General features: G+C 65.1%; 30 protein-coding genes. 16 read left to right on the forward strand and 14 right to left on the reverse strand.

The genetic code is table 11. The features are described from left to right. On the reverse strand, nt 1–2,087 hold a 2,087-nt coding region (locus AC1DYK_RS33180; RefSeq protein WP_478170166.1), incomplete at its 3' end, for a DUF4118 domain-containing protein. A 214-nt stretch (nt 2,088–2,301) separates the two neighbouring features. On the opposite strand from AC1DYK_RS33180, the gene AC1DYK_RS33185 reads away from it, so the two are divergent. After that, on the forward strand, nt 2,302–2,490 hold the full coding sequence (locus AC1DYK_RS33185) for a DUF2970 domain-containing protein (RefSeq protein ID WP_478170167.1): 189 nt from the start codon (nt 2,302–2,304) through the stop codon (nt 2,488–2,490). Between the two features lie 17 nt (nt 2,491–2,507). On the opposite strand, the gene AC1DYK_RS33190 is transcribed toward AC1DYK_RS33185, so the two are convergent. Together AC1DYK_RS33190 and AC1DYK_RS33195 are read right to left on the reverse strand one after the other, a co-directional pair. Continuing rightward, complete coding sequence (locus tag AC1DYK_RS33190; RefSeq protein WP_478088731.1) at nt 2,508–3,035, reverse strand: Rrf2 family transcriptional regulator; 528 nt, start codon at nt 3,033–3,035, stop codon at nt 2,508–2,510. 123 nt (nt 3,036–3,158) lie between these two features. Continuing rightward, a complete protein-coding gene (locus AC1DYK_RS33195; RefSeq protein WP_478170168.1) occupies nt 3,159–3,500 on the reverse strand; it encodes a hypothetical protein in 342 nt (113 codons plus the stop codon). A 118-nt stretch (nt 3,501–3,618) separates the two neighbouring features. Here AC1DYK_RS33195 and AC1DYK_RS33200 point away from each other — a divergent pair, with 118 nt between their 5' ends. Genes AC1DYK_RS33200 through AC1DYK_RS33210 form a run of 3 tightly spaced genes read left to right on the forward strand, consistent with a single transcriptional unit; the run spans nt 3,619 to nt 5,936 of the window. Beyond that, entirely contained in the window at nt 3,619–4,011 is a 393-nt protein-coding gene (locus AC1DYK_RS33200; RefSeq protein WP_478170169.1) for a flagellar biosynthetic protein FliQ, read from the forward strand. 12 nt (nt 4,012–4,023) lie between these two features. After that, nucleotides 4,024–4,845, forward strand: a complete 822-nt coding sequence (locus AC1DYK_RS33205; RefSeq protein ID WP_478170170.1) for a flagellar biosynthetic protein FliR — start codon at nt 4,024–4,026, stop codon at nt 4,843–4,845. Continuing rightward, nucleotides 4,845–5,936, forward strand: a complete 1,092-nt coding sequence (locus AC1DYK_RS33210; protein ID WP_478170171.1) for an EscU/YscU/HrcU family type III secretion system export apparatus switch protein — start codon at nt 4,845–4,847, stop codon at nt 5,934–5,936. Before AC1DYK_RS33205 ends, AC1DYK_RS33210 begins: the two co-directional genes overlap by 1 nt. 166 nt (nt 5,937–6,102) lie before the next feature. Here AC1DYK_RS33210 and AC1DYK_RS33215 read toward each other — a convergent pair whose 3' ends face one another. The 8 genes from AC1DYK_RS33215 to AC1DYK_RS33250 all read right to left on the reverse strand — a co-directional run bounded on the left by AC1DYK_RS33215 (nt 6,103) and on the right by AC1DYK_RS33250 (nt 12,033). Beyond that, nucleotides 6,103–6,405 (reverse strand): YciI family protein, encoded by a 303-nt coding sequence (locus AC1DYK_RS33215; protein ID WP_478170172.1) that lies wholly within the window; start codon nt 6,403–6,405, stop codon nt 6,103–6,105. Nucleotides 6,406–6,409: 4 nt separating this feature from the next. Continuing rightward, a complete protein-coding gene (locus AC1DYK_RS33220) occupies nt 6,410–7,714 on the reverse strand; it encodes an MFS transporter (RefSeq protein WP_478170173.1) in 1,305 nt (434 codons plus the stop codon). Further along, a complete protein-coding gene (locus AC1DYK_RS33225; RefSeq protein WP_478170174.1) occupies nt 7,668–8,087 on the reverse strand; it encodes a cupin domain-containing protein in 420 nt (139 codons plus the stop codon). Before AC1DYK_RS33225 ends, AC1DYK_RS33220 begins: the two co-directional genes overlap by 47 nt. A 13-nt stretch (nt 8,088–8,100) precedes the next feature. Next, nucleotides 8,101–8,766 carry a DUF2848 domain-containing protein gene (locus AC1DYK_RS33230; protein WP_478170175.1) on the reverse strand — a complete coding sequence of 222 codons (666 nt, stop codon included), beginning with the start codon at nt 8,764–8,766 and terminating at the stop codon, nt 8,101–8,103. A gap of 5 nt (nt 8,767–8,771) precedes the next feature. After that, nucleotides 8,772–10,001 (reverse strand): methionine aminotransferase, encoded by a 1,230-nt coding sequence (locus AC1DYK_RS33235; protein ID WP_478170176.1) that lies wholly within the window; start codon nt 9,999–10,001, stop codon nt 8,772–8,774. A gap of 706 nt (nt 10,002–10,707) precedes the next feature. Further along, complete coding sequence (locus AC1DYK_RS33240; RefSeq protein ID WP_478170177.1) at nt 10,708–10,905, reverse strand: hypothetical protein; 198 nt, start codon at nt 10,903–10,905, stop codon at nt 10,708–10,710. Next, complete coding sequence (locus AC1DYK_RS33245) at nt 10,902–11,186, reverse strand: hypothetical protein (RefSeq protein WP_478170178.1); 285 nt, start codon at nt 11,184–11,186, stop codon at nt 10,902–10,904. The genes AC1DYK_RS33240 and AC1DYK_RS33245 overlap by 4 nt, the downstream gene beginning before the upstream one ends. 559 nt (nt 11,187–11,745) lie before the next feature. Next, on the reverse strand, nt 11,746–12,033 hold the full coding sequence (locus tag AC1DYK_RS33250) for a hypothetical protein (protein WP_478170179.1): 288 nt from the start codon (nt 12,031–12,033) through the stop codon (nt 11,746–11,748). Nucleotides 12,034–12,176: 143 nt separating this feature from the next. On the opposite strand from AC1DYK_RS33250, the gene AC1DYK_RS33255 reads away from it, so the two are divergent. The 4 genes from AC1DYK_RS33255 to AC1DYK_RS33270 all read left to right on the forward strand — a co-directional run bounded on the left by AC1DYK_RS33255 (nt 12,177) and on the right by AC1DYK_RS33270 (nt 14,897). Beyond that, nucleotides 12,177–12,584: a site-specific integrase gene (locus tag AC1DYK_RS33255; protein WP_478170180.1), complete on the forward strand. Its 408-nt coding sequence runs from the start codon at nt 12,177–12,179 to the stop codon at nt 12,582–12,584. A gap of 488 nt (nt 12,585–13,072) precedes the next feature. Next, the gene (locus tag AC1DYK_RS33260) at nt 13,073–14,029 is read left to right on the forward strand and encodes a M23 family metallopeptidase (protein ID WP_478170193.1); all 957 of its coding nucleotides are present in this window, start codon (nt 13,073–13,075) and stop codon (nt 14,027–14,029) included. Continuing rightward, nucleotides 14,022–14,387 (forward strand): hypothetical protein, encoded by a 366-nt coding sequence (locus AC1DYK_RS33265; RefSeq protein ID WP_478170181.1) that lies wholly within the window; start codon nt 14,022–14,024, stop codon nt 14,385–14,387. The genes AC1DYK_RS33260 and AC1DYK_RS33265 overlap by 8 nt, the downstream gene beginning before the upstream one ends. A 72-nt stretch (nt 14,388–14,459) precedes the next feature. Continuing rightward, nucleotides 14,460–14,897, forward strand: coding sequence for a bactofilin family protein (locus AC1DYK_RS33270; RefSeq protein ID WP_478170182.1), 438 nt, complete (start codon nt 14,460–14,462; stop codon nt 14,895–14,897). Here AC1DYK_RS33270 and AC1DYK_RS33275 read toward each other — a convergent pair. The 3 genes from AC1DYK_RS33275 to AC1DYK_RS33285 all read right to left on the reverse strand — a co-directional run bounded on the left by AC1DYK_RS33275 (nt 14,887) and on the right by AC1DYK_RS33285 (nt 17,427). Continuing rightward, nucleotides 14,887–15,294, reverse strand: coding sequence for a hypothetical protein (locus AC1DYK_RS33275; RefSeq protein ID WP_478170183.1), 408 nt, complete (start codon nt 15,292–15,294; stop codon nt 14,887–14,889). The genes AC1DYK_RS33270 and AC1DYK_RS33275 overlap by 11 nt on opposite strands. A 133-nt stretch (nt 15,295–15,427) precedes the next feature. After that, entirely contained in the window at nt 15,428–16,747 is a 1,320-nt protein-coding gene (locus AC1DYK_RS33280) for a heavy metal sensor histidine kinase (RefSeq protein ID WP_478170184.1), read from the reverse strand. Beyond that, entirely contained in the window at nt 16,744–17,427 is a 684-nt protein-coding gene (locus tag AC1DYK_RS33285) for a heavy metal response regulator transcription factor (protein WP_478170185.1), read from the reverse strand. Before AC1DYK_RS33285 ends, AC1DYK_RS33280 begins: the two co-directional genes overlap by 4 nt. Nucleotides 17,428–17,591: 164 nt before the next feature. On the opposite strand from AC1DYK_RS33285, the gene AC1DYK_RS33290 reads away from it, so the two are divergent. The 8 genes from AC1DYK_RS33290 to AC1DYK_RS33325 all read left to right on the forward strand — a co-directional run bounded on the left by AC1DYK_RS33290 (nt 17,592) and on the right by AC1DYK_RS33325 (nt 25,095). Beyond that, on the forward strand, nt 17,592–18,005 hold the full coding sequence (locus AC1DYK_RS33290; protein WP_478170186.1) for a hypothetical protein: 414 nt from the start codon (nt 17,592–17,594) through the stop codon (nt 18,003–18,005). Nucleotides 18,006–18,159: 154 nt separating this feature from the next. Further along, on the forward strand, nt 18,160–18,522 hold the full coding sequence (locus AC1DYK_RS33295; RefSeq protein WP_478170187.1) for a hypothetical protein: 363 nt from the start codon (nt 18,160–18,162) through the stop codon (nt 18,520–18,522). Beyond that, a complete protein-coding gene (locus AC1DYK_RS33300; RefSeq protein WP_478170188.1) occupies nt 18,519–19,943 on the forward strand; it encodes a TolC family protein in 1,425 nt (474 codons plus the stop codon). Before AC1DYK_RS33295 ends, AC1DYK_RS33300 begins: the two co-directional genes overlap by 4 nt. 40 nt (nt 19,944–19,983) lie before the next feature. Further along, nucleotides 19,984–21,399, forward strand: a complete 1,416-nt coding sequence (locus tag AC1DYK_RS33305; RefSeq protein ID WP_478170189.1) for a multicopper oxidase family protein — start codon at nt 19,984–19,986, stop codon at nt 21,397–21,399. A gap of 34 nt (nt 21,400–21,433) precedes the next feature. Beyond that, entirely contained in the window at nt 21,434–21,940 is a 507-nt protein-coding gene (locus tag AC1DYK_RS33310; RefSeq protein WP_478170190.1) for a cupredoxin domain-containing protein, read from the forward strand. Between the two features lie 71 nt (nt 21,941–22,011). Further along, nucleotides 22,012–22,362: a copper-binding protein gene (locus AC1DYK_RS33315; RefSeq protein ID WP_478170191.1), complete on the forward strand. Its 351-nt coding sequence runs from the start codon at nt 22,012–22,014 to the stop codon at nt 22,360–22,362. Nucleotides 22,363–22,531: 169 nt separating this feature from the next. Continuing rightward, on the forward strand, nt 22,532–24,715 hold the full coding sequence (gene katG, locus AC1DYK_RS33320; protein WP_478170192.1) for a catalase/peroxidase HPI: 2,184 nt from the start codon (nt 22,532–22,534) through the stop codon (nt 24,713–24,715). Between the two features lie 149 nt (nt 24,716–24,864). Next, complete coding sequence (locus tag AC1DYK_RS33325) at nt 24,865–25,095, forward strand: hypothetical protein (protein WP_478158373.1); 231 nt, start codon at nt 24,865–24,867, stop codon at nt 25,093–25,095. Nucleotides 25,096–25,255: the final 160 nt, after the last annotated feature.

A 25,255-nucleotide genomic window follows, 5' to 3' on the forward strand; every position in this document is an offset into this window, starting at 1 on the left:
TTGTCGAACAGCTGCTGCTCGTGGCCCCGCATGGCGTTCGGCAGGCCGGGGCCGTGGTCGCGCACCGTGAGCACCAGGCTCCTCGGCGTGACGCGCGCGCCGACCACGATCGGCGCCGCCCCGTACTTGGCGGCGTTCTCGAGCAGGTTGACCAGCACGCGCTCGATCAGCACCGCGTCGAACTCGACCAGCGGCRGGTCGGGCGGCAGCGAAGTCCGCACCTGCAGGTCCCCGAGTGCGGGCCGCGCCGCACGGATGGCCGAACCGACCACTTCCTCGACCGACTGCCAGTCGCGCCGCAGATTCACGGCGCCGCCCGCGATGCCGCTCTCGAGCCGCGCCATGTCCAGCAGGTTGCTGACCAGCGCATGGAGCTGGTGCGCCTGCGCGACGATCGCGCGCGCCACCGCATGCGCCCCGGCTGCGCCCTCGGGCAGTGCGGGCAGCGATTCGGCCAGTGCRATCAACGCCGTCAGCGGCGTGCGCACRTCATGCGAGATCGCGCCCAGCAGCGCATTGCGCAGGCGCTCGGACTCCATCTCGACCACCGCCCGCTGCGCCACCTCGACGTAGTGCACCCGCTCCAGCGCGATGGCGATCTGYCGCGCCAGCGTGTCGAGCTGCTGCGCCTCTTCGGGGATCCGCAGCCAGCGCGCGTGCGCGGGCTCCAGCGCGAGCACGCCGCGCACCCGCATCGGCGCCTTCAGCGGCACGTAGTGCCAGGGCTGCGCCGCCAGCGTGGCGGTGGCGAGTCCGGCCGGCTGGCCCTGGCGGAAGCTCCAGTCGGCCACGCTGGGGTCGAAGCCCGGCGGCGCGGGCGCGGCGGGCATGACCAGCCGGTCATTGGCGTCCGCCGCCAGCACCAGCGCCTTGCCGCCGAAATGGCCCCGCACCGCCGCCGCGCCGAGGGCAGCGACCTGCGCGCTTTCGAGCGCGGCCGAGAGTTCGCGCGTGAGCTCGAACAGCGACTGCGCWCGCCGCTCGCGGCGGGTCGACACGCCGGCCGCGAAACGCAGTCCGGCCGTGAGCTGGCCCACCAGCAGGCCGACGCCGAGCATCACGGCGAAGGTCACGAGGTACTGCACATCGCTCACCGCGAACGACAGGCGCGGCGTGACGAAGAAGAAGTCGAAGGCGGCCACGTTGAGCAACGCGGCGAAGGCCGCCGGGCCGCGGCCGAAGCGCATCGCCACGCCGACCACGCCGAGCAGGAACAGCATCACGATGTTGGTGAGTTCCAGCACGCTCGCCAACGGCGTGGCCACGAGGGTGATCGCGAAGCCGACGGCCGCCGCCCAGGCGTAGCCCGGCCAGCGCACCTGCGGCGGGTCGGACTCTTCGGGCGGCTCGCCGTCGCTCCGCGCGGTGGGACGAAGCTGCGCGAGGCGTCGCGAGCTGTCGGCGCGCGCCACCTCGACGATCTCGCGCAGCGCGATCAGGTTGCCCTTGCGAAAGAAGTTGCGCGCCGCGCGCTCGGCCTGCTGCGGAAGGTAGACCTTGCCGGCCGCCAGCCGCGCCGTCAGTTCGTCGGGCGTGACGTCGACCATCACCACCTCGTCGGCCTCGTCGAGCACGGAGTCGGGCACGGTCTCGTGCACGCGCACGCCGGTGATCGCGCCGACCGTGCCGTTGAGGCTTTCGAGGTGCTGCACGTTGAGCGCCGACCAGACCTCGATGCCGGCAGCCAGCAGTTCCTGCACGTCCTGCCAGCGCTTGGCGTGGCGCGAGCCCGGGGCGTTGGTGTGGGCGAGCTCGTCGACCAGCAGCACGGCCGGTCGGCGCGCCAGCGCGGCGTCGAGGTCGAACTCCAGCAGCGTGCGGCCGCGGTGGGGCAGCTCGCGCAGGGGCAGCGCCTCGAGGCCGGCCAGCAGCGCCGCGGTCTCGCTGCGGCCATGCGTCTCGACCAGGCCGATCACCAGGTCGCGCCCGGCCGCGTGCTCGCGCTGCGCCGCGCTCAGCATCGCCCAGGTCTTGCCGACGCCCGCGCTGGCGCCGAAGTAGATGCGCAGCCTACCGCGCCGCGCGCGCCCGTCCTCCGCGCGCAGTTGCGCGAGCAGGGCATCGGGGTCGGGGCGGGCGGCGTTCATGAAGCGGGCAGGGCGCACAGGGTATCCCATCGCCGGGCGTCGAACCCGAGCGGGAGTGCCTGGCCGTTCACGCGCGGCTGGCCGACGCGGCCTCGCGACGACGGCGTCAACAAAGCCCCGGCGCCGCCATCTGCGACGGTCGAATCGGGGCGAACTGATTCTTTACCCGGCAGCGTTTCGGCGTCACATTGGATGGCATTCTCGTGAGGCTGCCATGTCCAATTTTCTTCGCTACCTGCGTGCCGTTCTCTGGGGCCTCATCGGCCTGGGCGGCCGCCGGGCCGACGCCGACGAGCGGGTCGACCAGGCAGGCGCGGTGCCGATGATCGCCATCGCGCTGGTGCTCGTGCTGCTGCTGGTGGTCGGCTTGATCGCGCTCGCGAAGTTCGCCGCCGGCACCTGAACACGGCGGCGGCGGGGTCAGCGCTTGGCCAGCAGCGCCCCCATCGCGAACACCGAGTTCGGCGCATTGACCGGCGGTGGCTTCACGCGACCGGGCAGCACCGGCACGCCGGCCTTGCGGGCCACCCTCACGCCCTTGCTGATCTGCTCGTCGACCAGGCTTTGCAGCGTGATCGACTCCAGGAATTCGACCGCACGGCGATTCACCGAATCCCACAGTTCGTCGGTGGTGCAGCGGTGCACGGCGCCCGGCGCATCGGGGCGCTGAGGGCGGGCCTTCAGCTCGGCCTCGTCGTCTATCGACAGGATGATCTCGGCCACGCTGATGTCCGAGGCCTTTCGGGCGAGCGAATAGCCCCCGCCCGGCCCGCGTGTCGATTCGACCAGCTTTTGGCGTCGCAGCTTGCCGAACAGCTGCTCCAGATAAGACAGCGAAATGCGCTGACGCTGGTGGATGGAGGACAGGTTGACCGGGCCGGTGCGCCCGTTCAGTGCCACGTCGATCATGGCGGTGACTGCGAAGCGGCCTTTGGTGGTGAGACGCATCGATGATTCTTTCTTGTGATCAGGGGCGGCCAAGCGCCGCCCGAGGGAGTCGCAGCGTGACGTGCGAAACGTCGTGCTGCAGGGTGCTGGCAACGGGGGGCAGGGCCCCCGCGTGCAGCGGGCCTAGAGCGTGAAGGCCTGGCCGCGGGGTGGCCGCTTGGGATGTTCGAGAAAGGGCGATGCCCTCAACGCCGATGGCGGTTGCGGCGCCAACTGCGACACTGCCAGCGGGACGAACGGCCCTGGGCCGCCGATCAGGATTTCGCTGCAGTCGTGACGCTGTTCGTCGTGGCCGGGGGTTTCGTCCCCGGTGTCGGCCGGTGCGCCCGCGGCCGCCAGCAGATCCTGTCCCTGCCCCTGCGCAGAGCCGTGCTGAAGCATGCCCGATGCGCTCTGGGCGGCGGCGGCGAAGCCGAAGCAACACAGCACGAGCGCAATAACAGCAGTGACGAGCCAGCGGGGCATGAGGGCTGATTTTAGCTGCCTTCGACAACGGGGGATGTCGTCGCAGTGGAAGGGGGCGGTGCTTCGCATTTCGTTGATCCATCTCAGGTCAATGCACCGCGTTTTTCGGAATCTTCCCATGGACCGCGAAACGCGGCATCGGGAGAATCCGCCGCTCTGCTGTCACACAGAACTTGGCTCGGCGCAGGGTTCCAGGGACCCGGTTCCGTCGACGAAACCACAAACAACAATCCCCAGGGAGCAAATGCACGCGGATCTTGCGTTGAAGATGATGTCGGACCTGTTCTGGACCGGCCTGTTGGTATGTCTTCCCCTGTTGGGCCTCACGATGCTGGTCGGCGTGGCGATCAGCATTCTGCAGGTGGTGACCCAGGTCCAGGAGATGTCCCTCACCTTCGTTCCAAAGCTCCTTGCCGCGGCCGTGGTGTTGATACTGGCAGGCCCCTGGATGTTGCGCAAGCTGACCCAGTTCACGGTCCAGCTTTGGGGCAGCATCCCCGCGATGTTCTGAGGCCCGCTGCGAATGGATGCCTTTGCGTCGACGGCGTCGCTGTCCGCCGTTGCGTTGCCCGGCTCCAGCGCCGGTCACATCGCCTTCATCGGCCTGCTCTCGCTGCGCGTTGCCGCCATTTTCCTGATGACACCGGTGCTCTACGCGACCGCCCTCCCGTCTTCGGTTCGGATGCTGCTGATCCTCGGGCTGTCTGTCGCGCTGGCATCGGGGCTGCCCGCGCCCGGGGTCACCTGGTCGGGTTGGAGCGACTTCGTCATCGAAGCCATCGCCGAAGTCGCGCTCGGCGCCACATTGGGCCTGGGCATCCTGCTGGCCTTCGGCGCGTTCTCCGTTGCCGGCCAGCTGCTCGATGTCCAGCTGGGCTTCGGCTTGGCGCAGATCATCGACCCCGTGACCCAGCGGCCCGTCCCGATCCTGACTTCGGCCTTCGAATACCTGGGCGTGCTGGTGTTCTTCCTGGTCAACGGACATCACGCGCTGCTGCGTGGCATCAGCTACAGCGTCGAACGGTTCCCGGTGGGCGACCCCTGGTCACCAGCGCATGCGGCGGCACCGCTGCTGGCGCAGACCGCGGGGCTGTTCAGCCTGGGCTTCGCGCTGGCGGCGCCGGTCGCGTTCTGCATCCTGCTGGTCGAGTTCACGCTGGGCGTCCTCGCCCGCAACCTGCCGCAAATGAACATGTTCATGATGGGCATGCCGGTCAAGCTGCTCGTCGGCCTGGTGGCCCTGTCGCTCTGGTTTGGCGGCATCGGCGGCGCCATGACGAGGGTCTATGCCAGCATCACTTCGACCTGGGGCGCGGTCTTCGCCGCGGCGGAGCAGGGGCGCTGATGGCCGACCAGGATCTCGATCGCAACCAGGCGGCCACGCCGTACAAGCTGCAGCGCGCGCGCGAACGCGGGCAGACGGCCAAGAGCACGGATGTCGTGGCGGCGCTCGTGTTCGCCGTGGCGGTCGTCTATCTCACCTGGCGCGGGCTGGGGGCGGTCATCGCGCAGTTCCGTTTCGACCAGGCATTGCTGATCCAGGCTGGGCGCATGGAAGCCTCGGGTTCGATCTGGCCGCTGATCGACCGCGCTCTGCGAACGGGTCTCGAACTTCTCGCGCCTTTCTTCGCCACGATCATGGTGGCCGCCGTGATCGGCAACATGATGCAGACCGGGCCCATCCTGTCGCTGCATCCTGTGAAGCCCGACTTCGACCGGATCAATCCGGTCAACGGCCTCAAGCGGCTGTTCTCGATGCGCGTCCTGTTCGACGCCGCGCGCGCCCTGCTCAAGCTGGGTCTGCTTGCGCTGGTCGCGGTCCTGGCCCTCAAGGCGATGACAGGCCAGTTCTACGCGCTCGCGTCGCTGTCGCCCATGGGGCATGTGCGCATCCTGCTCGACGACCTTGCCGGCCTGGGACTCAAAATGGCGCTGGTGCTCGGCCTTATCGCCCTGGTCGACCTGATGTACACCCGGCACACGTTCGGCAAGAAGATGCGGATGAGCCAGCGCGAGCTCAAGGACGAGATCAAGCAGCGCGAAGGCGATCCGCGCATCCGGGCCCGGATGCGCGAGCTGCGCCGCGAGGCGTTCAAGCGCAGCCTGGCGCTGCGCCAGATGCGCAACGCGGACGTGCTCATCACCAATCCGACCCACCTCGCGGTCGCCCTCAAATACGATCACGGCCGGATGGCATCGCCGCAGTTGCTGGCGAAGGGGGCTGGCCAGCTCGCAGCGGCAATGCGCGAGATCGCCGCCCGCCACCGGATCCCGGTCGTGCAGAACCCGCCGCTGGCGCGGCGCATCTTCCGCGATCTTCCGGTCGACCACCCGGTGCCGCCGGAACTCTACGCGCAGGTGGCGCGGATCATCGTGTGGGTCTTCGCGATGCGCGAGCAGGCCCGGGGCCGCACGGCGGCGGCGGTGCGGCCATGACGGCGCTCGCGCGCCTCGCGAAGCTGCGGCTTCTTCGCGTCCGCTTCGCATCCACGCTGCGTCCCTGTGCGTCGCGCTTCGCGTATCGACCGGCTTCGATCATGTGGCGGTCGCCTGAAAACGGGATTGTTCAGGGAGGACTATTGATCGTTGACTGCATTCCCAGTCAACAAGCTTCTGGAAATCCCTTTCGCTGCTCCCACAGATTGACAAACGGCCGGATGCTGACACTCGAATAGAGGCCGGCAACGGTATAAGGCTCCGCCTCGATGAAGGCTCTGGCCTCTCGCGAGGAACAAAAATCAAGTACCAGCAGACTGCCTATAGGAGTTACCCCATCCTCGGCGAGCAACGGTCCCGCGAACGCGAACTGGTCCGCAAATTTCGCAAGATACGCGCGATGTGCCGGCCGGAGCTCCGCTCTCAGGCTTGTGCCGACTGAGTCAATGTTATAGAAGGAATAAAGCATCTTTTCATGCCGCCTTGGGAATGTAGATATTTTGGCCACGAGTTTCAATCAAACACAGGCCCGCGAACAAACCCACGGCGGAAACCGCTGTGAGAAGTCCTATGGCATACGTCAATCCACTTACGTCGAATCGGTCAACTAGCGCTCCTATCAAGGGCTGGAAGATGGCCGCCGCCATGAACATGCTGGTGTTGGTGACACCGATGGCCATTCCCGCGGAAGCGGGCGCATTCACTTCTTTCGCAATCGCCCAGATCAGGGTGTAGCTCGCAGATGCGATGCCTTGAATCGCAAAGACAACATAGCTTGCTCCCGGGAATGCGTTCATAGGCCCGAACATTGGAATCCACGATACTAGGTAGACAAACGCCAGAATCAGAAGGAGCCCTTTTCGGTTGCCTAGACGGTCAGACGCCCTTCCAAGAATCAGTGCCGCGACTGAATGGCACAGAATCATGAGCAGCACATGCGTGGTCGCCTCACTCTGGGTAAAACCTATGAATCTCACAAGATAAGGTACGGCCCAGAGACTCGTGAAGGTAAAGAACGTCCCACAGATTCCAAAGCCCACCCAGAAGCATGGCCATGTGCGCGGATTCGTTGCGACATCCGATAGTTGCCGAACCCACGACTGACGCGTCAAATGTGCTGGGGTGCTAGAGGGCTCGTCAGGATGCTTGAGCCCAAGATCAGATGGCCTGTCGCGGACATAGATTCCGATGAGCGCGCCAGCGAGCAAGGTTAGTACGCCGATTCCGTTGATAATGAGACGCCAACTCACTACCTCCGACATCAGCTGCAATGGTGTGGTGGACAATATCGAACCGAGGTTGCCACATAGCAGGGTGAGACCGCTCAAAGTCGCAAATTTCTTTGCTGAAAACCACGACGCATTTAGTCGAAGCAGTGCGACGAAAGGAACTGCAGCTCCGAGACCGATGAAGCCACGGCCAATGCATGCCATGGCGACGGTATGTGCACTCGCGAAGATGAAGGCGCCGGCCGCGGCAACCACGCACCCAGCTACCAATAGCCGTCGGGGTCCCAGCGTATCGGCAATCACGCCGGCTGGAATCTGCATGGCCATCATTACAAAAAAGAACACCGCCGTAATGGACCCCAACTGCGTACTGGTCGCAGAGAACGCTTCTTGTAGTTCAATCGACAGTGCAGCGGGAGCGACACGGTGAAAGAATGACACCATGTAGGCCACGATAGTGAGCCAGAATGCTGTCCATTGAGCCAGACGAAGTCGCCGCTCATCACTCGCGTTCACAAGAATTCCCATAGGGTGCTGCCGCAGCGGCATGCTGCTTGGCGTAGTAATGAATTTCGAGAAGCATGCAGCCGTTCTCTGACTTGAATGGACCGTGAAATGCGCCAGGGGGACGGCACGCATAAGTGTTTGGTCCAAATGATGTCCCCCCCTTTCCGTTGGCATCACTGCCAACCGTGAGATCCCCCTGCACGAGGTAGACCTCTTCCCAATACTCGTGCACAAATGGAGCGGTGGTGTAAACGCCAGGCGCAAAACGGAGCAATCGAGTTCTGCTGCCAGACCCTGTTTCGGCCGAAAGTGCCCCGCACAGAATCTTTTCTTCGATTCCGGTCGGATAGCCAGGAGGCACACTCCAGCCCCGATTCAAGTCAAGCGAGACGAATTCGAGATGTGGTTTCAACATAGAAGATTTCCCATTAAAGAACTATCGTTTCATATTCACAGACAAGGGTGCGATTGAGCACTGGATCATGCAATTCAACGCGAAAAGCGTCCGCACCACTCACAAGACCCTCTACTGGCACTGTCCCGCCAAATAGGACATGTCCATGATCGAATGGGCTCGCAATTTTTAGGAACAACTCTCGTGGGTGAAGCAACCCGGATACAGGTCCTTCCTGATACAGCCGCCTGACGCCGCCCTTTGTGGCAAAGCTGCGCAGGATCAACTGATCCCAATGCGACTCGACTTCGTCGAAAAACCAGCAATCGCGACTCATCGGCTTTGCACACACCTGTTTTGCGAGTGCCACGTCATGCGCCTCCAGTGCCCGGTCCGTGTGGTCTGAGCCTACGGCGACGTACAGGTGTCCATTAAAATTAAAGATACAGAACTCTGCTTCACCACTTGCATTCTTTCCAACAGTTTCGATCACTGAATCTGTCGTGAGCAAATTGCGGGCGACGCGATATAACGTCGGGATCTGTTTCGGAGGCGAAACGCCGAGGATTTTGAGTTCGTCGATGTGCCGTTGCACGGCTGCCGGATTCCTGCCAGTCCATCCTGCAATAGTGAGCGCCTTTGCGGCCAGCCTCATAGCTTGAGAATTTCTACTCTGCAGGCGGAATTCGAGTACGTTCATGGTCTTTAGATCTCGCGGAGAATGGAAGTGGCGGCGATTAAGGTCTCGTCCTTTTTTGCAAAACAGAACCGCAGAAGCTTCGATTGCGCGTATTGCGATCCAAATCCCGACAGCGGCATTGCTGCAACGCCGTACGTTTCGATGAGATGTCGACAAAATTCGTCATCTGGAAGCGCAGATATATCCGAGTAATCGAGCAACTGAAAGTAGGTACCCGCCGTTGAGATGTACTTAAAGCGAGAGTCACTTAGTCCTTGAAGAAATCTGTCGCGCTTTTGACGAAAGAAATGTGACAGGCCGCGATACGTCACGTTGTCAAGCACGACTGCCATCGCTTGCTGAAGGGGGGTCGGCGCTGCATATGTGTTGAACTGCAGAATCTTGCGCAGTTCGTTGGTGAGCGGTGCAGCGGCTATGGCGTATCCGATGCGCCATCCGGTCACGTGCATTGTCTTTCCCAGTGAGCCAACGATTACTGCGCGCTCTCGAAGCCGTACATCCGAAATTGCCGTAATGTGCTGTTGATCGAACGCGATGTTGTGGTAGACCTCGTCGCTCAAAACCAGCAGGTTGTACCTTTCCGCCAGTTCGGCGATTCGATTCACATCGTCGGACGTCCAGCAACGGCCTGAGGGGTTGTGCGGACTGTTCACAATGATCATCCGCGTCCGAGTCGTCACCTGTTTCTCAACTGCGTCCCAGTCAATTTCGAATCCCGGGGCCTTTAGTTCTACGCAAACTGGTGTTGCGCCGGAGAGCAGAATTGCTGGCGCATACGACTCGAATGCAGGCGAGAAATAGATGACTTCGTCGCCAGGATGAGTGAGACTGCTTACAGTGGCCGAGATGGCCTGAGTAGCACCTGCTGTGATCGTGACTTCTGCCGCAGAGAGTCTGAGACCATAAAGGTCGGCAAACATGTGCGCAATTGACTGGCGCAGTGGCTCGGACCCCTCCGGGAGTTCATATTGGTTGTAGTTGCTCTGGACTGCCTCGGAAAGTGCGTTTAGCAGTCGCGGATCTGGCTCGAAATCTGGATACCCTTGCGACAGATTGACAGCGCCATGTTTTTTTGCAACGCGTGCTATGGCTGCGAAGACGGAGCCCTTGATATGTGGAAGCCTCGAGTCGGACACGATTGGCGCCCCACGTCGCCGCGAATGAACTGGTTGCGGGTCGTGGGTAATCTGCCGTGAGCTGTGCCTGTGAATGTTTTCGCCGGGGGATGGTGTCATGTGGAAGCTCCTTTCATGTTCTGTTCTTGCTTACAAGGTGGGCGCGCGCGCCCGAGACTGCGATGTACGGATGGGTAAGCAACTGACCAGGAGAGTCAGGCAGCCTCCGCCTAGTGCGTGATGTCTATGGCGCGGTGGCTACCTGAGGCGGGTTCAAGCGCTTTGCGTCGGGGCGCGATCGAAGATTCCCGAATGACCGCGATGCGGACTTGATGCGGCCCGCTTTGTGAAGCGCCCTGGCCATACATCCACCACATCACTTGCAGCCCCTGTTTCGCGCTTCGCGGCTCGGTTCATGTGATGAAAGCCCTCGCCGGGGTAGTTGTACAAGCGGGCGCGCCGGGTGGTCGAGGTGTCCGTCGTTGACGGTCGGTCCGGGCGTCGCGGGCGCCATCAGGCACCGACTGAACTGGTCGCAAACGGTGGCGAAGGCGTGCGCCGATGAGATCGACTTGTTTCGGGGGAGTGAACTTGATGACATGACTTCTTCGCTGCCGGCTTGGTGGCTCGATTGTTTCGGCCTGTCTTCTCGACGTCTGCAGGCTCCGTCTCTCAACCTCATGGGAAAGGTCTTGGGTGTGGGCCAACACACGAGACCTCCAACGGTTCACCGCCCGCGCGTTGCTAAACAGCGGCGGTCTACGGCCGAACGGCTCGACGCCGAGGCGATCTCCACGCTCTGGCCGCACACGCAAGCGATCCGTCCCTACCCGACGTTGAATGCTTGCTTCAGGTCGCCGTTCTCTTGATCGACAACGGCGCTGATCAAACACAGCGCCGCGCGGACGAGCTGCGCGTCCCGACCAGGCGCAGCCTCCTCGTCGTGCTTGCCGTCGTGGAAGAGGTTCTTGCGCACGCGGATCGCCGCATCGAGCGCCTTTGCGAACTTGCTCTTTCCCTTCAACGGTCGATGCTCCCACCCGCGAAGGTAGTTTTCGACTTTCGGGGGGGGGGGGAGATGAGAAGCCCAATCGCCTTCGCCAACTCGCTTTCCGGCGGCACGTCCAGCCAGTAGACAGCCTTCTCGCACAGCATCTGCCATGCCGGTCCCGCCTGTCGATCTGGGTTCATCTGCCTGAACCCGGTGGCCTTCATGGCGTATTCGAAACGCATAAAGACAGCGAAGAATTCGCAGACGAGCTCCTGTGGAACTGTGGTGACTTCAAAGGGATTTGTGAGCGCCATCGCGTGCAGGGATCACGGCACAAGGGGCTGAACAACCACGACGGCTGTCGGCGCATTGGCTGCGACCAGGCGTCTTAAGCGCGAGGTGGCCGAGAGGCTGCGCCTCTGGACGGGGGATCGGAGCGTCCCACGTCCACGAGGTAGATGGGCACCAGGTTGGAGTCTTGGGTCAAAGCCACCCTGACTTGATGAGGTGCGTGGTCGGATTCGCGCGCGATCTCCTGCCAGAACCCTCTGCGCCCGCGAGGCAGGTTGTGCCAGGCTGCGTCCGTCATGTGCCTGAAGCCGCGGCCTGGGTAGTTGTGCAGCTTCGCCGATGCGCCGCTGCGAGAAACCTCTGCTTCATCGACGTCGGCTCTCGCCAACTGATCCCCGTGTTGGCCCTGAATCAGCCGCATCAGGGCCGTGGCAATCATCTCCCCATCGACACGGTGGTCGTCGATGACTTGGCGCGCGAGAACGCGTGTGCTTGCTGTCAAGGCTTCTCCCCAAAGGCTGAAGGCAATCGAAGAGCTCAGTTTAGGAACCGACGCTTCTCAAGTCTGTGGGAAGCCTCTCTTCATCCATGCAGACTGCTCTGGCGGCCGGGCTGGGCGCCTTTCAGCGGGGCGTTGTCGGTGACCAGCCAGCGCCAGGCCATCGGCATCGTGCACTCGCTGTTTAACTGGCTGGTGGAGGCCGGGTATCTCGTCACCAACCCCTGGGCGCTCGTGCGCCGGCGCGTGGGGGATGAGCGCAACACGGACCGCGACATCGGCGAATCTTCGCGCGCCTTCCCGCCCGCCGTGTGGGCCGCGCTGCGCGCGCAGCTCGAGCGCGGGAAGAATGAAACCTCGGCGGCGCGCATGCGCTGGATCCTGACCTTCGCGGAGGCGACAGGCCTGCGCGCAGCCGAGTTGCTCGCCGCGCAGCGCGGCCACCTCAAGCGGCGTAATTCCGTGTGGTGGCTGCGGGTGCACGGCAAGGGGGGCGCGCAACCGGGCGGTGCCAGTGTCCTCGGCGGCGCTGGCCGCGACCAATGCGTACTTCCAAACACGGGGGGTGGATTTCGAGAGCGCGGCGGACGACACGCCGCTGCTCGCGTCGACCACGTCCCCGGGGGTGTTGACCTATCCGTCGCTGCACGAGACTTTTAAACGGTTCGTGGCTCGGGCGCTGCGCCACAGTGGCCTGCCCTTGGCCCAGCGGCGCGACGCCCAGGCCGCCTCCACGCACTGGCTGCGCCACACCCATGCCACGCGGGCGGCCGAGGTGGGGGTGCCCCCGGACGTGCTGCAAGCCAATCTGGGGCACTCCGATCCGCGCACCACGGCCGGGTACTACAAGGCGCAGCTCGATCGGCGCTGGGTGGAGATGGAGCGGGTGTACGGAACGTCTACCGTAGAACCTACGGATTGAGTGGTTCGGCCGACGTTATGCTAGCGCTGACCCAGCGCAAAGGCGTCGCACTCCGCGGACGGTGACGCCTCCCGTCGAACACGCGACGCGGCCATCGCCGCTGGCTCGGTGCTGCGCCTGAAGGAGGCCCTTCAGTCCGCCTACGCCCAATCACCCCGGGAAGTCGGATGCAAGTCCGATGCTTTCAGATCTTTCCCATATGACGCATCGAGGCCAGCAGGGACAATGGCCAACGTCAAGCAACTGCAGCGCCTGCGCGTTCGGAATCCTGCCCCCCAAGGATTGTCCCGTCGGCCAAGTGCTTGAGTCTTGAGTCGCCGGAATGCGCATGGAAGTGGCGCAACCGGACCTCTCCAGCGTGGCCGAAGCGGCTGCGCGCCTCGTTCTCCACTCAGAGATCAAGAGCCTTCGCGCGCCCGCGCACGACCACCTCCGTGGTCGATTCGCGCGTGGCGCTGCGATGGCCCGGGATCTTCGAAATTGTCTCCATGCGAATACGCCCCCTATTCTTGTTCGGCACAGGCCGTCATCTCAGCAACGGTTCGATCCGTTTCGTCACGCGTCGTGCGGCAGTGACGATCGCCATTGCTGCTGCAGCAGCGGCTTCGGCCGTCGCACTCGCACTGGGTGCCGCCATCGGCGCACATTGGGCCGAGCGCGAAGCCGCAGGCGATCAGGCCGCCCATGGCGCCGCGCGCGCCTATGTGGTGGACGAACTGGGCAAGCTGAACGCATCGGTCGCACAGATGGAGCCTCGGCTTTCCCGTCTGGCGGCGCATGTCGGCGAACTGCGCGGACTGCAAGCGCGTCTCAAGGCGCCGAAGGCTTCGCTGCGCCCGTCTAACACCGCCACAGACCATGCCGCGCGCGATGGCGAAGGCGGGCCGGCCTTGCCGCCACGGCATTGCGCCGACGCGACGGCAGCGCCGGCTCAGGCCGAAGTCGGCCGTACGCGCCGCCTGGTCGAATGCATTGCCGACGCGCTGGTTCGGCTCGAACAGGAGGCCGTCACGCACACGGTCGCCTGGGCCTCGCTTCCGGGGCGCTCGCCGGTCGATGGCGCCCGTTTTGGCTCGCCCTTCGGGAATCGCATCGATCCGTTCGACCGTCGTCTGAGTTTTCATTCGGGCGTCGATCTCGCCGCACAGACCGGAACGCCGATTCTCGCCACGGCTGGCGGCCGCGTGAGCTTCGCCGGACAGAAACCCGGCTACGGCAATGTGGTCGAGATCGATCATGGCAACCGGCTGGTCACCCGTTACGCGCACGCATCGCGCCTGGTCGCGCGCGAGGGCGATCTGGTGATGCCGCGACAGCACATCGCCGACGTCGGATCGACCGGCCGCTCCACCGGACCGCACCTGCATTTCGAGGTGCTGGAGAACGGCGAACCCATCGATCCGGCCAACTACCTGACGCTGTTCGCTGCAAATTCCAATGGCTGATCCGCGCGGTTTTCGCGCTTCGAGCCGCCTCGCCACGCGAGCCTATGCGCTGCGGCCCGTTCGATCCATTGCCGCCAGGGTAGGGACGTGGACCATCGTGTGCGCGGCATGCCTCGCGGCCGGCGCGGCGGTGTCGAAGTGGCACGGGCAGCGCGAAGCAGCGCCGATCGGACCGTGTGTTGCGACGCCCTCGGAAGCGCTTGTCCAGGCGGAATTGGCGCGCACTCGGCTGGCGCTGGCGCAGGAAGAAGCCGCGCGCGCCGCCACGCAGAAAGCCGCCGATGAGTCCGCTGCGGAAGTCAGCCGGCTTGGCACGGAACTCCGCTTCTTGCGCGGGCAACGCGCGACGCGACCTTGAGTCATCGATCCCGCTCTGGCGGCCCGCCAGGAGCGATGCGGCATCCCATTCCACCTCAATCAGAAATCGTCCATGTTCGGCAAGAAGAAATCGGCGGGAATCCGTCAAGCGAAGTTCGCGACCCTGGTTGCGCACGATGTGCGCCTCATCGGCAACCTTGAATTCAGCGAGGGTCTGCGCTTGGATGGCCACGTGCAGGGCAACATCAGCGGAAAGACCGGCAGCCAGACACTGCTCGTGCTGAGCAACCGAGGCTCGATCACCGGCAACGTGCATGGCTACGACGTGGTCGTCAACGGAACGATCGTCGGCGACGTGTTCGCCGACCACTTCGTCGAACTGCAGGCGAATGCGCATGTCACCGGCAACATCGACTACCAGCAGTTGCGGATGGATTGCGGCGCGACCGTGGACGGCAAGCTGACGAAGCGCGACATCGACTCGCCCCGCGCCGCCGCCGCCGGAGAGGCCGCCGAATCGGCGACATCGCCGCGTCCCCCTATCGCGTGATGCGGTCGGCGCGCGTGCCGACCTCCGCGCCGCTGCGCAGGCGCGCGTACTCGGCGGCGGCTTGCCTGGACGCGGGCGTGGACATGTCGGCGCCGGCTTCGCCGTTCTGTGCGGCGGCCAGTCCCGAACGCATCCAGATCAGGGTGTCGGCCTGGACCATCGCCCGGCTGTTGGTGGAGACGCTCGCCGCGGCGCGCGGATGGCCCTCGGGATACCCTCGGTCCGGTGCGTTCTGCAGCCAGCCCCGGGTGTCGGCCGCCACGGCATTGCGGCTCGTGGCGGAGGACAGCGGCGCGGGCCGGGGATCGCCCTCCGCATAGTTGCCGGCCGAGGCGGGACCTGCGATCGCGCCGAGCAGGAGGGTCAGCAGCAGGGAGTTCTTGCGGGAGATGTTCATCTTCGATCCTTTGACAAATAGAGTGGCGTTGTTGCCGGCCGAGACAAGCACCAGGGGCTTGTCGCTTTCGGTTCAACCACTCTAGGTTGCGGATCCGCGGATTCCCGTACAGCCAGATGACAGTCGCGTCATGTCAGCCTTCGCGCATCGCCACGGAGAAACCGATCTCGGTGACCCCCGATCGCGATGTGGCTCGCGTCTGGCCGCCATGCATCCGCGCGATCGCCGCCACGATGGCCAGGCCGAGCCCGTGGTGCTCGAACGAGTCGGTGCGAGACCGCTCCGCCCGGAAGAAGCGCTTGAAAAGATGGGGCAGCTCATTGGCCGCGACCGGCTGCCCCCGGTTGGCAACCCTGACCCAGACGCTGCCCGGCTGCGCGTCGATCGCCACCGCGATCGTGGAGCCGGGCGTCGCATACCGGCTCGCATTGCTCAGCAGGTTCGAGAGCGCCCGGCGCACCAGCCCGGTGTCGATGCCGACCTGCGCGTCGCCGGCGACATGCACCCGCAGTCCCGCGACTTCGAGCGTGGCCTCGTGAAAATCCAGCACGGTGCGCACCTGCTCGGCGAGACTGACCGGCGCCAGACGGCGGGCGAGCGCGCCTTGGTCCGCCTGGGTGAGGAAGAGCATGTCGGTCACGATCGCGGAGACGCGCCGCGCCTCTTCCAGCGCCGACAGCAGCGCTTCCCGCAGTTCGTCGGCCGATCTCGGTCGGGCCAGCTCGACCTCCACCATCCCGATCAGATTGGCCAGAGGCGTGCGCAGTTCGTGCGCCACATCGGCGTTGAATGCCTCGAGTTGCTGATAGGCTTGTTCGGCCCGATCGAGCACCGCGTTGAACTGCGCCACCCAGGGCGCGATTTCCGAGGCGTAGGGCGATGGGTCGATGCGCCGGCCCGGATGTGCGGGGCCGGTGGCCGCCGTCTGTTCCACCAGGCGCTTCAAGGGCTTCAGCCCCCGGCGCACCAGCATCGCGCCGGTCAAGGCGATGAGCATGGAACCGAGGACGACCGCGCCCAGCAAGGTCCAGGCGAGCCGGGCCAGCAACCGGGCGTCGTCCTGGACATCGATGCCCAGTCGCAGATGCATCACGGCATCGCCGGAATGGATCTTCTGCTCCTCGGTGGGCATCCACAGCCAGCGCGCCGAGGCGCGGCTGGGCGTGGTCGCGTAGACGATCTCGCTGCCTTGGCGCAGCACGAGGCTGATCTCCGAGTGCGTCAGAAAGAAATCGTCCAGCTTGTGACGCAGGCCGTCCCGGCCCGTCTCGCTGCGGGACTCCTCGATCAGATGCCGGATCAGTTCGGACTGCCGTTCGAACTCGCTGGCCTGCTTCAACTGGAAGCTCCAGGCGGTCACGGCGTAGATCGCCGCACAGACGAGGCTCAATCCGAGCAGCGCCTGGACCGCGAACCAGCGCGACAGCGCCGCCTGAATGGAGCCCGCATTCACGGCAAGCCGCCTTGTCGGCTCTCCAGCACGTACCCCATGCCGCGCACGGTGTGCAGCAGCTTCTCCTCGAAGGGGTCATCGATCTTGCCGCGCAGCCGCCGGATGGCGACTTCCACCAGATTGGTGTCGCTGTCGAAGTTCATGTCCCACACCTGCTCGGCCAGTTGCGTGCGGGACAGCACATGGCCCTGGCGGCGCATCAGCAGGATCAGCAACGCGAACTCCTTGGCGGTCAGATCGAGACGTTGCCCGTGGCGCGAAGCCTTGCGCGAGATCACGTCGAGGCTCAGGTCCTTGAGCACGTAGCTCGACACCTCGTGCAGCTTTCCACGCCGCAGGAGTGCCTGGATTCGGGCGAGCAATTCCGAGAAGGCGAAGGGCTTCGCGAGGTAGTCGTCCGCGCCGCTTTGCAGTCCGCGCACCCGGTCGGCCACCTCGTCGCGAGCCGTCAGCATCAGGACCGGCATCGACTTGGACTTGCGCACGGCATCCAGCACCGCGAAGCCGTCGATGCCCGGGAGCATCACGTCCAGCACCAGCAGGTGGTAGTCGCCGTCGAGCGCCAGGTTGCGCCCCTCGGTGCCGGTGCGCGCCAGGTCGACCGTGAAGCCGCTTTCGGAGAGTCCCTTGACGAGGTAGTCGCCCAGCTTGTGTTCGTCTTCGATGACCAGGATTCGCATCGCCGGATGTTACGGCGCACGCATGGTCACAAGGATTACTTCTTTGTAATCCGGCTGTCCGGCGAATGCCGCACTGGCTTCCTAGAGTGCCGGCATGCACAAGTCACCCGACGACCACGGCTTCTCGACAGGCCCCAGACACCGAAGCAATTAGAATGCGCGGCATGCACCGGGTTCGCCTGCTCGTCCTTTGGATCATGATGATCGCCGTGCCCTTCCAGGGGTACGCGGCGGCAGCCATGATCTACTGCGGGCCGGGGCATGCCGGTGCGACGGCCGCGGCGTCCGCCGAGCCTTCCGTGGCGCACGACCATGCCCAGCATCCGCACGGTGACGGCCATGGCCACCCGCACCAGGAAGCCAAGCCGCCCGCAAACGACGACGGCGGCCAGAGCGCCAGCGCGGCGCAAGACACCCAGCACAAGTGCAGCACCTGCGGCGCGTGCCATGCCACTGCGCTGACCAGCACCCTGCAGCTGGCCGTGTTCCACGACCTTCCCCACGCCGATCTGGCGGAGCCGGCCGTCACCATGGCCACGCTCGCGCCGCGCGTTCTCGACAAGCCTCCTCGCGCCTAGGGCCTGTTCACCCTATTGGGGTGAACAGGCCCTAACGCGTTCGCTCGCTTGTGGCCTTGGTGTCACGGGCCCGCGCGAACGCTCATGCATCGCCTGCGTCCTGCCCTTTCCGGGAGGCTCCGACGCACACCGTTCATGCACTTGCGAGGACTCCATGTTCCCTTCATCGCCGGCCCGTTGGCTGGCCGTATTTCCCGCCATGGCGGCGCTGGCCGCCATGGCGCAACCCGCGCCCGCGCCGTCCGGCGCGGCCCCCAGCGCGGCGCCACCGACCCTGAGCTACAAGTCCGCGTTCGAGGGCTACCAGTCCTTCGCCGATGAGAAACCCATCCCCTGGAAGGAGGCCAACGACACCGTCCACCGCCGCGGGGGGTGGCAGGCCTATGCCAAGGAAGCGTCGAACGACACCCGCCCCGCCGAGACCGGATCGCCCCAGGGTGCGGCCGCCGCGCAGCCGGGCCACGCGATGCCGATGCACGGGACGCCCGCGACGCCGGCGAAGAAGGACCCGCCATGAAGCGCGCCTTGCGCTTGACGACCGTCGCTGCCGCGGTCGTCTTTCTTGCCGGCTGCGCCTCGGTGAGCATCGACGACGCCTTGCAGGAAACCAACGCCCGCGCCCAGCCCTTCACCCAGGGCAAGCTGGAGCTCAGCCGCACCCAGGAGCAGCGTGACCGCCGCTCGGCGCTGACGCAGGAACTGCTGTCCCGGCCGCTGTCGCAGAACGATGCGGTCCAGGTCGCGCTGGCCAACAGTCCGACTGTGCAGGCCCTGGTCGCCCGGAGCTGGGCCGACATCGCCGCGGCCAACCAGACCAGTCGCATGCCCAACCCGATCTTCACGTTCGAGCGCATGACGCTGAACAGCGAACTCGAACTGGGCCGCCTGCTGTCCTTCGGACTCCTGGATCTCATCCTGCTGCCGCAGCGGCTGACGATTTCCAAGAGCCAGGCGAACCAGGCCAAGGTCCAGCTCACCGGCACCGTGGTCGACCAGGTCACGCAGGTCAAGCAGGCCTGGGTCCGCGCCGTCGCCGCGCAGCAGATGCGCCAGTACGCCGAACAGGTCCATCGGTCGGCCCAGGCCAGTGCCGAGCTCGCGCGCCGGATGCAGCTGGTCGGCAACTTCAGCAAGCTCCAGCGCGCACGCCAGCAGGTCTTCTATGCCGACGCCACCACCCAGCTCGCCGCGGCGCAACACGCCGCCACCGCGGCGCGCGAAGAGCTGGTTCGTGCCTTGGGGCTGGACGATGCCCAGGCCGCCGGGCTCGTCTTGCCCGAGCGGCTTCCCGACCTGCCGAAAGCGCCGCGCGACGCGAAGGAAGTCGCGGCCACCGCGACCGAGCAGCGCCTCGACGTGCAGGTCGCTCGCGCCCAGCTCGACGTCGCCGGCCAGTCGCAAGGAATCAACCTGCTGTCGACCTACACCGACGTGGAGCTCAGCGGCCGCCACGACACCGTGTTCGACAACAACGCGGAAGGCACGAAGAGCACCCGGCGCGGCTACGAGCTCGACATCCGGCTGCCGCTGTTCGACTGGGGAACGGCACAGCGCGATGCGCTGAATGCACAGTCCCTGGCCGCCGCCAACCGCTACGACGCCACCGTGCGCGGCGCGTCCTCGCAACTGCGCGAGGGCTACTCGGCCTACCGCACCGCCTACGACATCGCCCGGCACTACCGCGACGAGATCGTGCCGCTGCGCCAGGCCATGGCCGACGAGAACGTCCTTCGCTACAACGGCATGCTGATCGGCGTCTTCGAGCTGCTGGCCGAAGCGCGCGACCAGATCACGAGCGTGATCAACGCCATCAACGCCCAGCAGCAGTTCTGGCTCGCGGACGCCGCCCTGGCCGCCTCGGTCATCGGCAAGCCGACCGCCGCCGGGGCACCGATGGCCAGCGCCGGGGCTGCTTCCGCCTCCGGCGCCGCGCATTGAGCGCGACCCGAACCCAACGACACATCGATCGATGAACGACATGACAAACAGACGCAGCTTCCTCGGCGGGGCAGGCGCCATCACGGGCGCCATCGCGGCCGCGAGCGTCGGCAAGGTGGCCATGGCCGCCTTGCCCGAGCCCGTGCTCCAGACGACGCCAGACACCATGCCGCCGCTCGCGCCCCCGAGCGGACGGCCGTACAACCCGGTGGTCACGCTCAACGGCTGGACCTTGCCCTGGCGCATGAACAACGGCGTCAAGGAGTTCCACCTGGTGGCCGAGCCCGTGGTGCGCGAAATGGCGCCCGGCTTCAAGGCCAACCTGTGGGGCTACAACGGCCAGTCGCCGGGCCCGACCATCGAAGTCGTGGAAGGCGACCGGGTCCGGGTCTTCGTGACCAACAAGCTGCCCGAGCACACCAGCATCCACTGGCACGGGCAGCGTTTGCCCAACGGCATGGACGGCGTCACGGGCCTGACCCAGCCGGCCATCCGGCCGGGCAAGACCTTCGTCTACGAATTCGTGGCGCGCCGCCCGGGCACCTTCATGTACCACCCGCATGCGGACGAGATGGTGCAGATGGCGATGGGAATGATGGGCTTCTGGGTGACGCATCCGAAGGGCGAGCACCCGCTGATCGACAAGGTCGACCGCGACTTCGTGTTCCTGCTCAATGCCTACGACGTGGAGCCCGGCAGCGCCACGCCCAAGATCATGACGATGCTGGACTTCAACCTCTGGTCCTGGAACAGCCGGATCTTCCCCGGCATCGACTCGCTCAACGTCCGGCTCAACGACAAGGTGCGCATCCGGATCGGCAACCTCACGATGACGAATCACCCAATGCACCTGCACGGGCACGAGTTCCTGGTCACCGGGACGGACGGCGGGCCCACGCCGAAGAGCACCCGCATGTACGAAGTCACGACCGATGTGGCGGTCGGCCAGATGCGGCAGATCGAGTTCCTGGCCGACGAGGAGGGCGACTGGGCCTTCCACTGCCACAAGAGCCATCACACCATGAACGCCATGGGCCACGACGTCCCCACCCTGATCGGCGTCGACCACAAGGACATCACCCGGCAGATCGCGGACCTGGTGCCCGACTACATGGTCATGGGCGAGCGCGGCATGGCGGACATGGCCGAGATGGAGATGCCGATCCCCGACAACACCGCGCGAATGATGACGGGCGAAGGCCCGTTCGGCTCGGTCGAGATGGGCGGCATGTTCAGCGTCCTGAAGGTGCGCAAGGGCCAGAAGCCCGGCGACTACACCAACCCCGGCTGGTTCAAGCATCCGAAGGGCACGGTCGCCTACGAACTGGGCAGCCCACCGCCCGAGGCGCCGCGGCAACGCGGCGCCGGCGCGGCCGCGATGCCCGCCAGGAACATGCCCGCCAAGAACATCGAAGTCCAGATTCGCAAGCCTGCCGTCGGCCACGCCGGCCACTGATTGTTTTCCTCCCTCCTCACAAGCAATGACACTTATGAAGCAAGCACTCCGCAACACCTCCCTCGCCGCGCTGATCGCCTTGGCTGCCGTGGCCGCTTCCGCGTCGGGCACCCATGCCGGCGGCCATGGCCGTGACGGCGACCAGGCGATCGGCAAGCCCGGCGTGGCCGCCAAGGCCACCCGCACGATCCATGTCGACATGACGGACGGCATGCGTTTCACGCCTGCCGACATCACCGTCAAGCAGGGCGAGACGGTGCACTTCGTCATCAGGAACTCCGGCGTTCTGAAGCACGAATTCGTTCTCGGCACCGAGCAGGAACTCAAGGAACACTACGAAGCCATGAAGAAGAACCCGGAGATGGAGCACGCCGATCCGAACATGGTGACCCTCGCGGCAGGCAAGACCGGCGTGGTCGTCTGGCAGTTCACCAAGGCTGGCAAGGTCGGCTTCGGGTGCCTGCAGCCGGGCCACTACGACATGGGCATGAAGGGCGTCGTGAGCGTCGCCAGATCGGCCGGCAAGGCCGAGCGCAAGTGAGTCGCGCCCTCCATCCGCCGGACATCCGGTCCGGCTCTCTCCCACCTTCCAATCCACTTCAGGGACATCCCATGATCCATATTCGCATCGCCTTCACGGCATTCGTTGCAGCACTCACGGTCGCCGGGGCGGCCAGCGCCCAGTCCGGCACGCCCGTTCAGGCCGCCGCCGGCGCGGCCGCCGAGTCCGCCGACGCATCGGAACTCTCCGAAGGCGAGATTCGCAAGATCGACAAGGCCGGCAAGAAGCTCACGATCAAGCACGGCACCCTCAAGAACCTCGACATGCCGGGCATGACCATGGTTTTCCACGTGACCGACGAGACCCTGCTCGACAAGGCCCAGGTCGGCGAGAAGGTCCGGTTCCGGGCCGAGAAGCTCGATGGCAAGTTCACCGTGACCCGGATCGAAGCGGCGCACTAGGGGGCTGGTGCATCTGCCTCGCAGCCGCCTTCACTCGTTACAACCCGTTGTTGCGACCACGGTCCGTCAACGTGACAATCCTATGAACGTCATAGGCAAAGCCTTTGCCCTGTTCGTCCGTGCGGCATCCAGAATGCGTTGTTCTTCATCAAAAAACTGGAGATTCACCATGAGCCAGACACAAGCGGAAGCCCAGTGCCCCTTCCACCATGCGGTGACCCGCGGCCCTGTCAATCGTGACTGGTGGCCCAACCAGTTGCGAGTCGACCTGCTAAACCAACATTCCTCCAAGTCCGATCCGATGGGCGAGGACTTCGACTACGCGAAGGAGTTCAAGAGCCTCGACTACGAGGCGCTGAAGAAGGATCTGCGTGCGCTGATGACGGACTCGCAGGACTGGTGGCCGGCGGACTTCGGCCACTACGGCCCTCTGTTCATCCGCATGGCCTGGCACAGCGCCGGTACCTATCGGACCGGCGACGGGCGTGGCGGCGGCGGCCGGGGCCAGCAGCGCTTTGCGCCGCTCAACAGCTGGCCCGACAACGTCAACCTCGACAAGGCGCGCCGACTGCTGTGGCCGATCAAGCGGAAGTACGGCCGCAAGATCTCCTGGGCCGACCTGATGATCCTGTCCGGCAACGTGGCCCTCGAATCGATGGGCTTCAAGACCTTCGGCTTCGGCGGCGGCCGCCCGGACACCTGGGAGCCCGACCAGGACGTCTACTGGGGCAAAGAGACGACGTGGCTGGAGGACAAGCGCTACACCGGCGACCGCGACCTGGAAAACCCGCTCGCCGCGGTGCAGATGGGCCTGATCTACGTCAACCCGGAAGGCCCGAACGGCAACGCGGACCCGGTCTCGGCGGCCAGGGACATCCGCGAAACCTTCGCCCGCATGGCGATGAACGACGAGGAAACCGTCGCCCTGATCGCCGGCGGCCACACCTTCGGCAAGACCCACGGCGCCGGCCCGGCAGACCTCGTCGGCTCGGCCCCGGAAGCGGCCGATCTGGAGGAGATGGGCATGGGTTGGAAGAGCACCCACGCCAGCGGCATCGCCGGCGATGCGATCGGCAGCGGCCTGGAAGTCACGTGGTCGCAGACGCCGACGCAGTGGAGCAACCACTTCTTCGAGAACCTGTTCAAGTTCGAGTGGGAACCGGTCAAGAGCCCGGCCGGCGCGGGACAGTGGCAGGCCAAGGGCGCTGCGGCGGACATTCCGGATGCCCACGACAAGTCGAAGAAGCGCGTGCCCACCATGCTGACCACCGATCTTTCACTGCGCTTCGACCCTGCCTACGAAAAGATCTCGCGGCGCTTCCTCGAGCACCCCGAGCAGCTTGCCGACGCGTTTGCGCGTGCCTGGTTCAAGCTGACGCATCGCGACATGGGCCCGCGCTCGCGCTACCTCGGGCCGGAAGTGCCCGCCGAGGCGCTGATCTGGCAAGACCCGATTCCGAAGGTCGACCATCCCCTGGTCGACGACAAGGACATCGCGGCGCTCAAGACCAAGGTGCTGGCCTCGGGCCTGTCGGTGTCCGACCTGGTGCTGACCGCCTGGGCCTCGGCCTCTACCTTCCGCGGCTCCGACATGCGGGGCGGCTCCGACGGCGGCCGCATCCGCCTCGCGCCTCAAAAGGACTGGGAAGTCAACGAGCCGACCAGGCTGGCCAAGGTGCTCAAGACGCTGGAAGGAATCCAGGGCGAGTTCAACAAGGCGCAATCGGGCGGCAAGAAGGTGTCGATGGCCGACCTGATCGTCCTGGCCGGCTGTGCCGGCGTCGAGCAGGGGGCCAAGAACGCCGGTCACAAGGTGACGGTGCCCTTCACCCCGGGCCGCATGGACGCGACGCAGGAGCAGACCGATGTGCAGGCCATGGCGGTGCTCGAGCCGGTGGCCGACGGCTTCCGCAACTACCTCAAGAAGGACTTCAACGTTCCCGCCGATGCGCTGCTGATCGACAAGGCGCAGCTGCTCACCCTGACCGCGCCCCAGATGACGGTGCTGGTGGGCGGCATGCGCGCGCTGGGCGCCAACGTCGGTGCCACCAAGCACGGCATCTTCGGCCAGAAGGAGCACGCGCTGACCAACGAGTTCTTCGTGCGCCTGCTCGACCTGAACACGACCTGGAAGGCTGTGCCCGGCGAGAACAACCTGTACGAGGGCGTTGAACGCAAGACGGGCGAGCGCAAGGGCAGCGCGACGCGCGTGGACCTGGCCATCGGCTCCAATTCAGTGCTGCGCGCGCTGGCCGAGGTCTACGGCAGTTCGGACGCGCAGGAGAAGTTCGTGAAGGACTTCGTCGCGGCATGGACCAAGGTGATGAACCTTGGCCGCTTCGACATCGTCTAGACGATCGTCGCGGTTGCCGATTCGCCAACCGGACCTTGAGGAGGCCAACGAAAGTTGGCCTCCTCAAGCGCAGCCACAAGCCGCCGTTTTTCCCTCCTCCCGAGGGTGTGCAGTGCTACGCTATGCAGCCAAGCGCGCGGGAGACAACGATGACGGCCAGCTACGTGGAAATACAAGGCGCCCAGGCGGATGTCGACCTCTGGGATGGGTTGATCACGGATCAAAACGCCCTCATCGGCGTCATGATGCAGAAGATGTCCCAAGTCGGATACACGGATGCCGCATGGCTCGACGATCGAATCACGGAGGCGGAGAGTATCGAGAATCGCCTGGTCGTCGGACTCGACCGCGCCCAGCGCCGATTGCGGGCGTTGATCTAGGGCCTGCTAGCCCGAAGTTCCTCGGTCACCCAGCGGCCTTTTGGCCTGTAGTTCCCTTTGGAATCAACGAGTTGGGCGGCTTCATGCGTTCCTGAATGTAGGCATGTTATTTACTTGACATTTACTTGTAATTGACCTATTAATGTAGGCATGCACATCC

Source organism: Variovorax sp. P2_H12 (genome assembly GCF_056403395.1).

Coding starts and splice junctions, on each gene's coding strand:
- AC1DYK_RS33185 (WP_478170167.1), top strand. CDS start 2,302: ATGTCCAATTTTCTTCGCTACCTGCGTGCCGTTCTCTGGGGCCTCATC.
- AC1DYK_RS33190 (WP_478088731.1), bottom strand. CDS start 3,035: ATGCGTCTCACCACCAAAGGCCGCTTCGCAGTCACCGCCATGATCGAC.
- AC1DYK_RS33195 (WP_478170168.1), bottom strand. CDS start 3,500: ATGCCCCGCTGGCTCGTCACTGCTGTTATTGCGCTCGTGCTGTGTTGC.
- AC1DYK_RS33200 (WP_478170169.1), top strand. CDS start 3,619: ATGGACCGCGAAACGCGGCATCGGGAGAATCCGCCGCTCTGCTGTCAC.
- AC1DYK_RS33205 (WP_478170170.1), top strand. CDS start 4,024: ATGGATGCCTTTGCGTCGACGGCGTCGCTGTCCGCCGTTGCGTTGCCC.
- AC1DYK_RS33210 (WP_478170171.1), top strand. CDS start 4,845: ATGGCCGACCAGGATCTCGATCGCAACCAGGCGGCCACGCCGTACAAG.
- AC1DYK_RS33215 (WP_478170172.1), bottom strand. CDS start 6,405: ATGCTTTATTCCTTCTATAACATTGACTCAGTCGGCACAAGCCTGAGA.
- AC1DYK_RS33220 (WP_478170173.1), bottom strand. CDS start 7,714: ATGCCGCTGCGGCAGCACCCTATGGGAATTCTTGTGAACGCGAGTGAT.
- AC1DYK_RS33225 (WP_478170174.1), bottom strand. CDS start 8,087: ATGTTGAAACCACATCTCGAATTCGTCTCGCTTGACTTGAATCGGGGC.
- AC1DYK_RS33230 (WP_478170175.1), bottom strand. CDS start 8,766: ATGAACGTACTCGAATTCCGCCTGCAGAGTAGAAATTCTCAAGCTATG.
- AC1DYK_RS33235 (WP_478170176.1), bottom strand. CDS start 10,001: ATGACACCATCCCCCGGCGAAAACATTCACAGGCACAGCTCACGGCAG.
- AC1DYK_RS33245 (WP_478170178.1), bottom strand. CDS start 11,186: ATGGCGCTCACAAATCCCTTTGAAGTCACCACAGTTCCACAGGAGCTC.
- AC1DYK_RS33250 (WP_478170179.1), bottom strand. CDS start 12,033: ATGCGCGCCGCCGAGGTTTCATTCTTCCCGCGCTCGAGCTGCGCGCGC.
- AC1DYK_RS33260 (WP_478170193.1), top strand. CDS start 13,073: ATGCGAATACGCCCCCTATTCTTGTTCGGCACAGGCCGTCATCTCAGC.
- AC1DYK_RS33265 (WP_478170181.1), top strand. CDS start 14,022: ATGGCTGATCCGCGCGGTTTTCGCGCTTCGAGCCGCCTCGCCACGCGA.
- AC1DYK_RS33270 (WP_478170182.1), top strand. CDS start 14,460: ATGTTCGGCAAGAAGAAATCGGCGGGAATCCGTCAAGCGAAGTTCGCG.
- AC1DYK_RS33275 (WP_478170183.1), bottom strand. CDS start 15,294: ATGAACATCTCCCGCAAGAACTCCCTGCTGCTGACCCTCCTGCTCGGC.
- AC1DYK_RS33285 (WP_478170185.1), bottom strand. CDS start 17,427: ATGCGAATCCTGGTCATCGAAGACGAACACAAGCTGGGCGACTACCTC.
- AC1DYK_RS33290 (WP_478170186.1), top strand. CDS start 17,592: ATGCACCGGGTTCGCCTGCTCGTCCTTTGGATCATGATGATCGCCGTG.
- AC1DYK_RS33295 (WP_478170187.1), top strand. CDS start 18,160: ATGTTCCCTTCATCGCCGGCCCGTTGGCTGGCCGTATTTCCCGCCATG.
- AC1DYK_RS33300 (WP_478170188.1), top strand. CDS start 18,519: ATGAAGCGCGCCTTGCGCTTGACGACCGTCGCTGCCGCGGTCGTCTTT.
- AC1DYK_RS33305 (WP_478170189.1), top strand. CDS start 19,984: ATGACAAACAGACGCAGCTTCCTCGGCGGGGCAGGCGCCATCACGGGC.
- AC1DYK_RS33310 (WP_478170190.1), top strand. CDS start 21,434: ATGAAGCAAGCACTCCGCAACACCTCCCTCGCCGCGCTGATCGCCTTG.
- AC1DYK_RS33315 (WP_478170191.1), top strand. CDS start 22,012: ATGATCCATATTCGCATCGCCTTCACGGCATTCGTTGCAGCACTCACG.
- katG (WP_478170192.1), top strand. CDS start 22,532: ATGAGCCAGACACAAGCGGAAGCCCAGTGCCCCTTCCACCATGCGGTG.
- AC1DYK_RS33325 (WP_478158373.1), top strand. CDS start 24,865: ATGACGGCCAGCTACGTGGAAATACAAGGCGCCCAGGCGGATGTCGAC.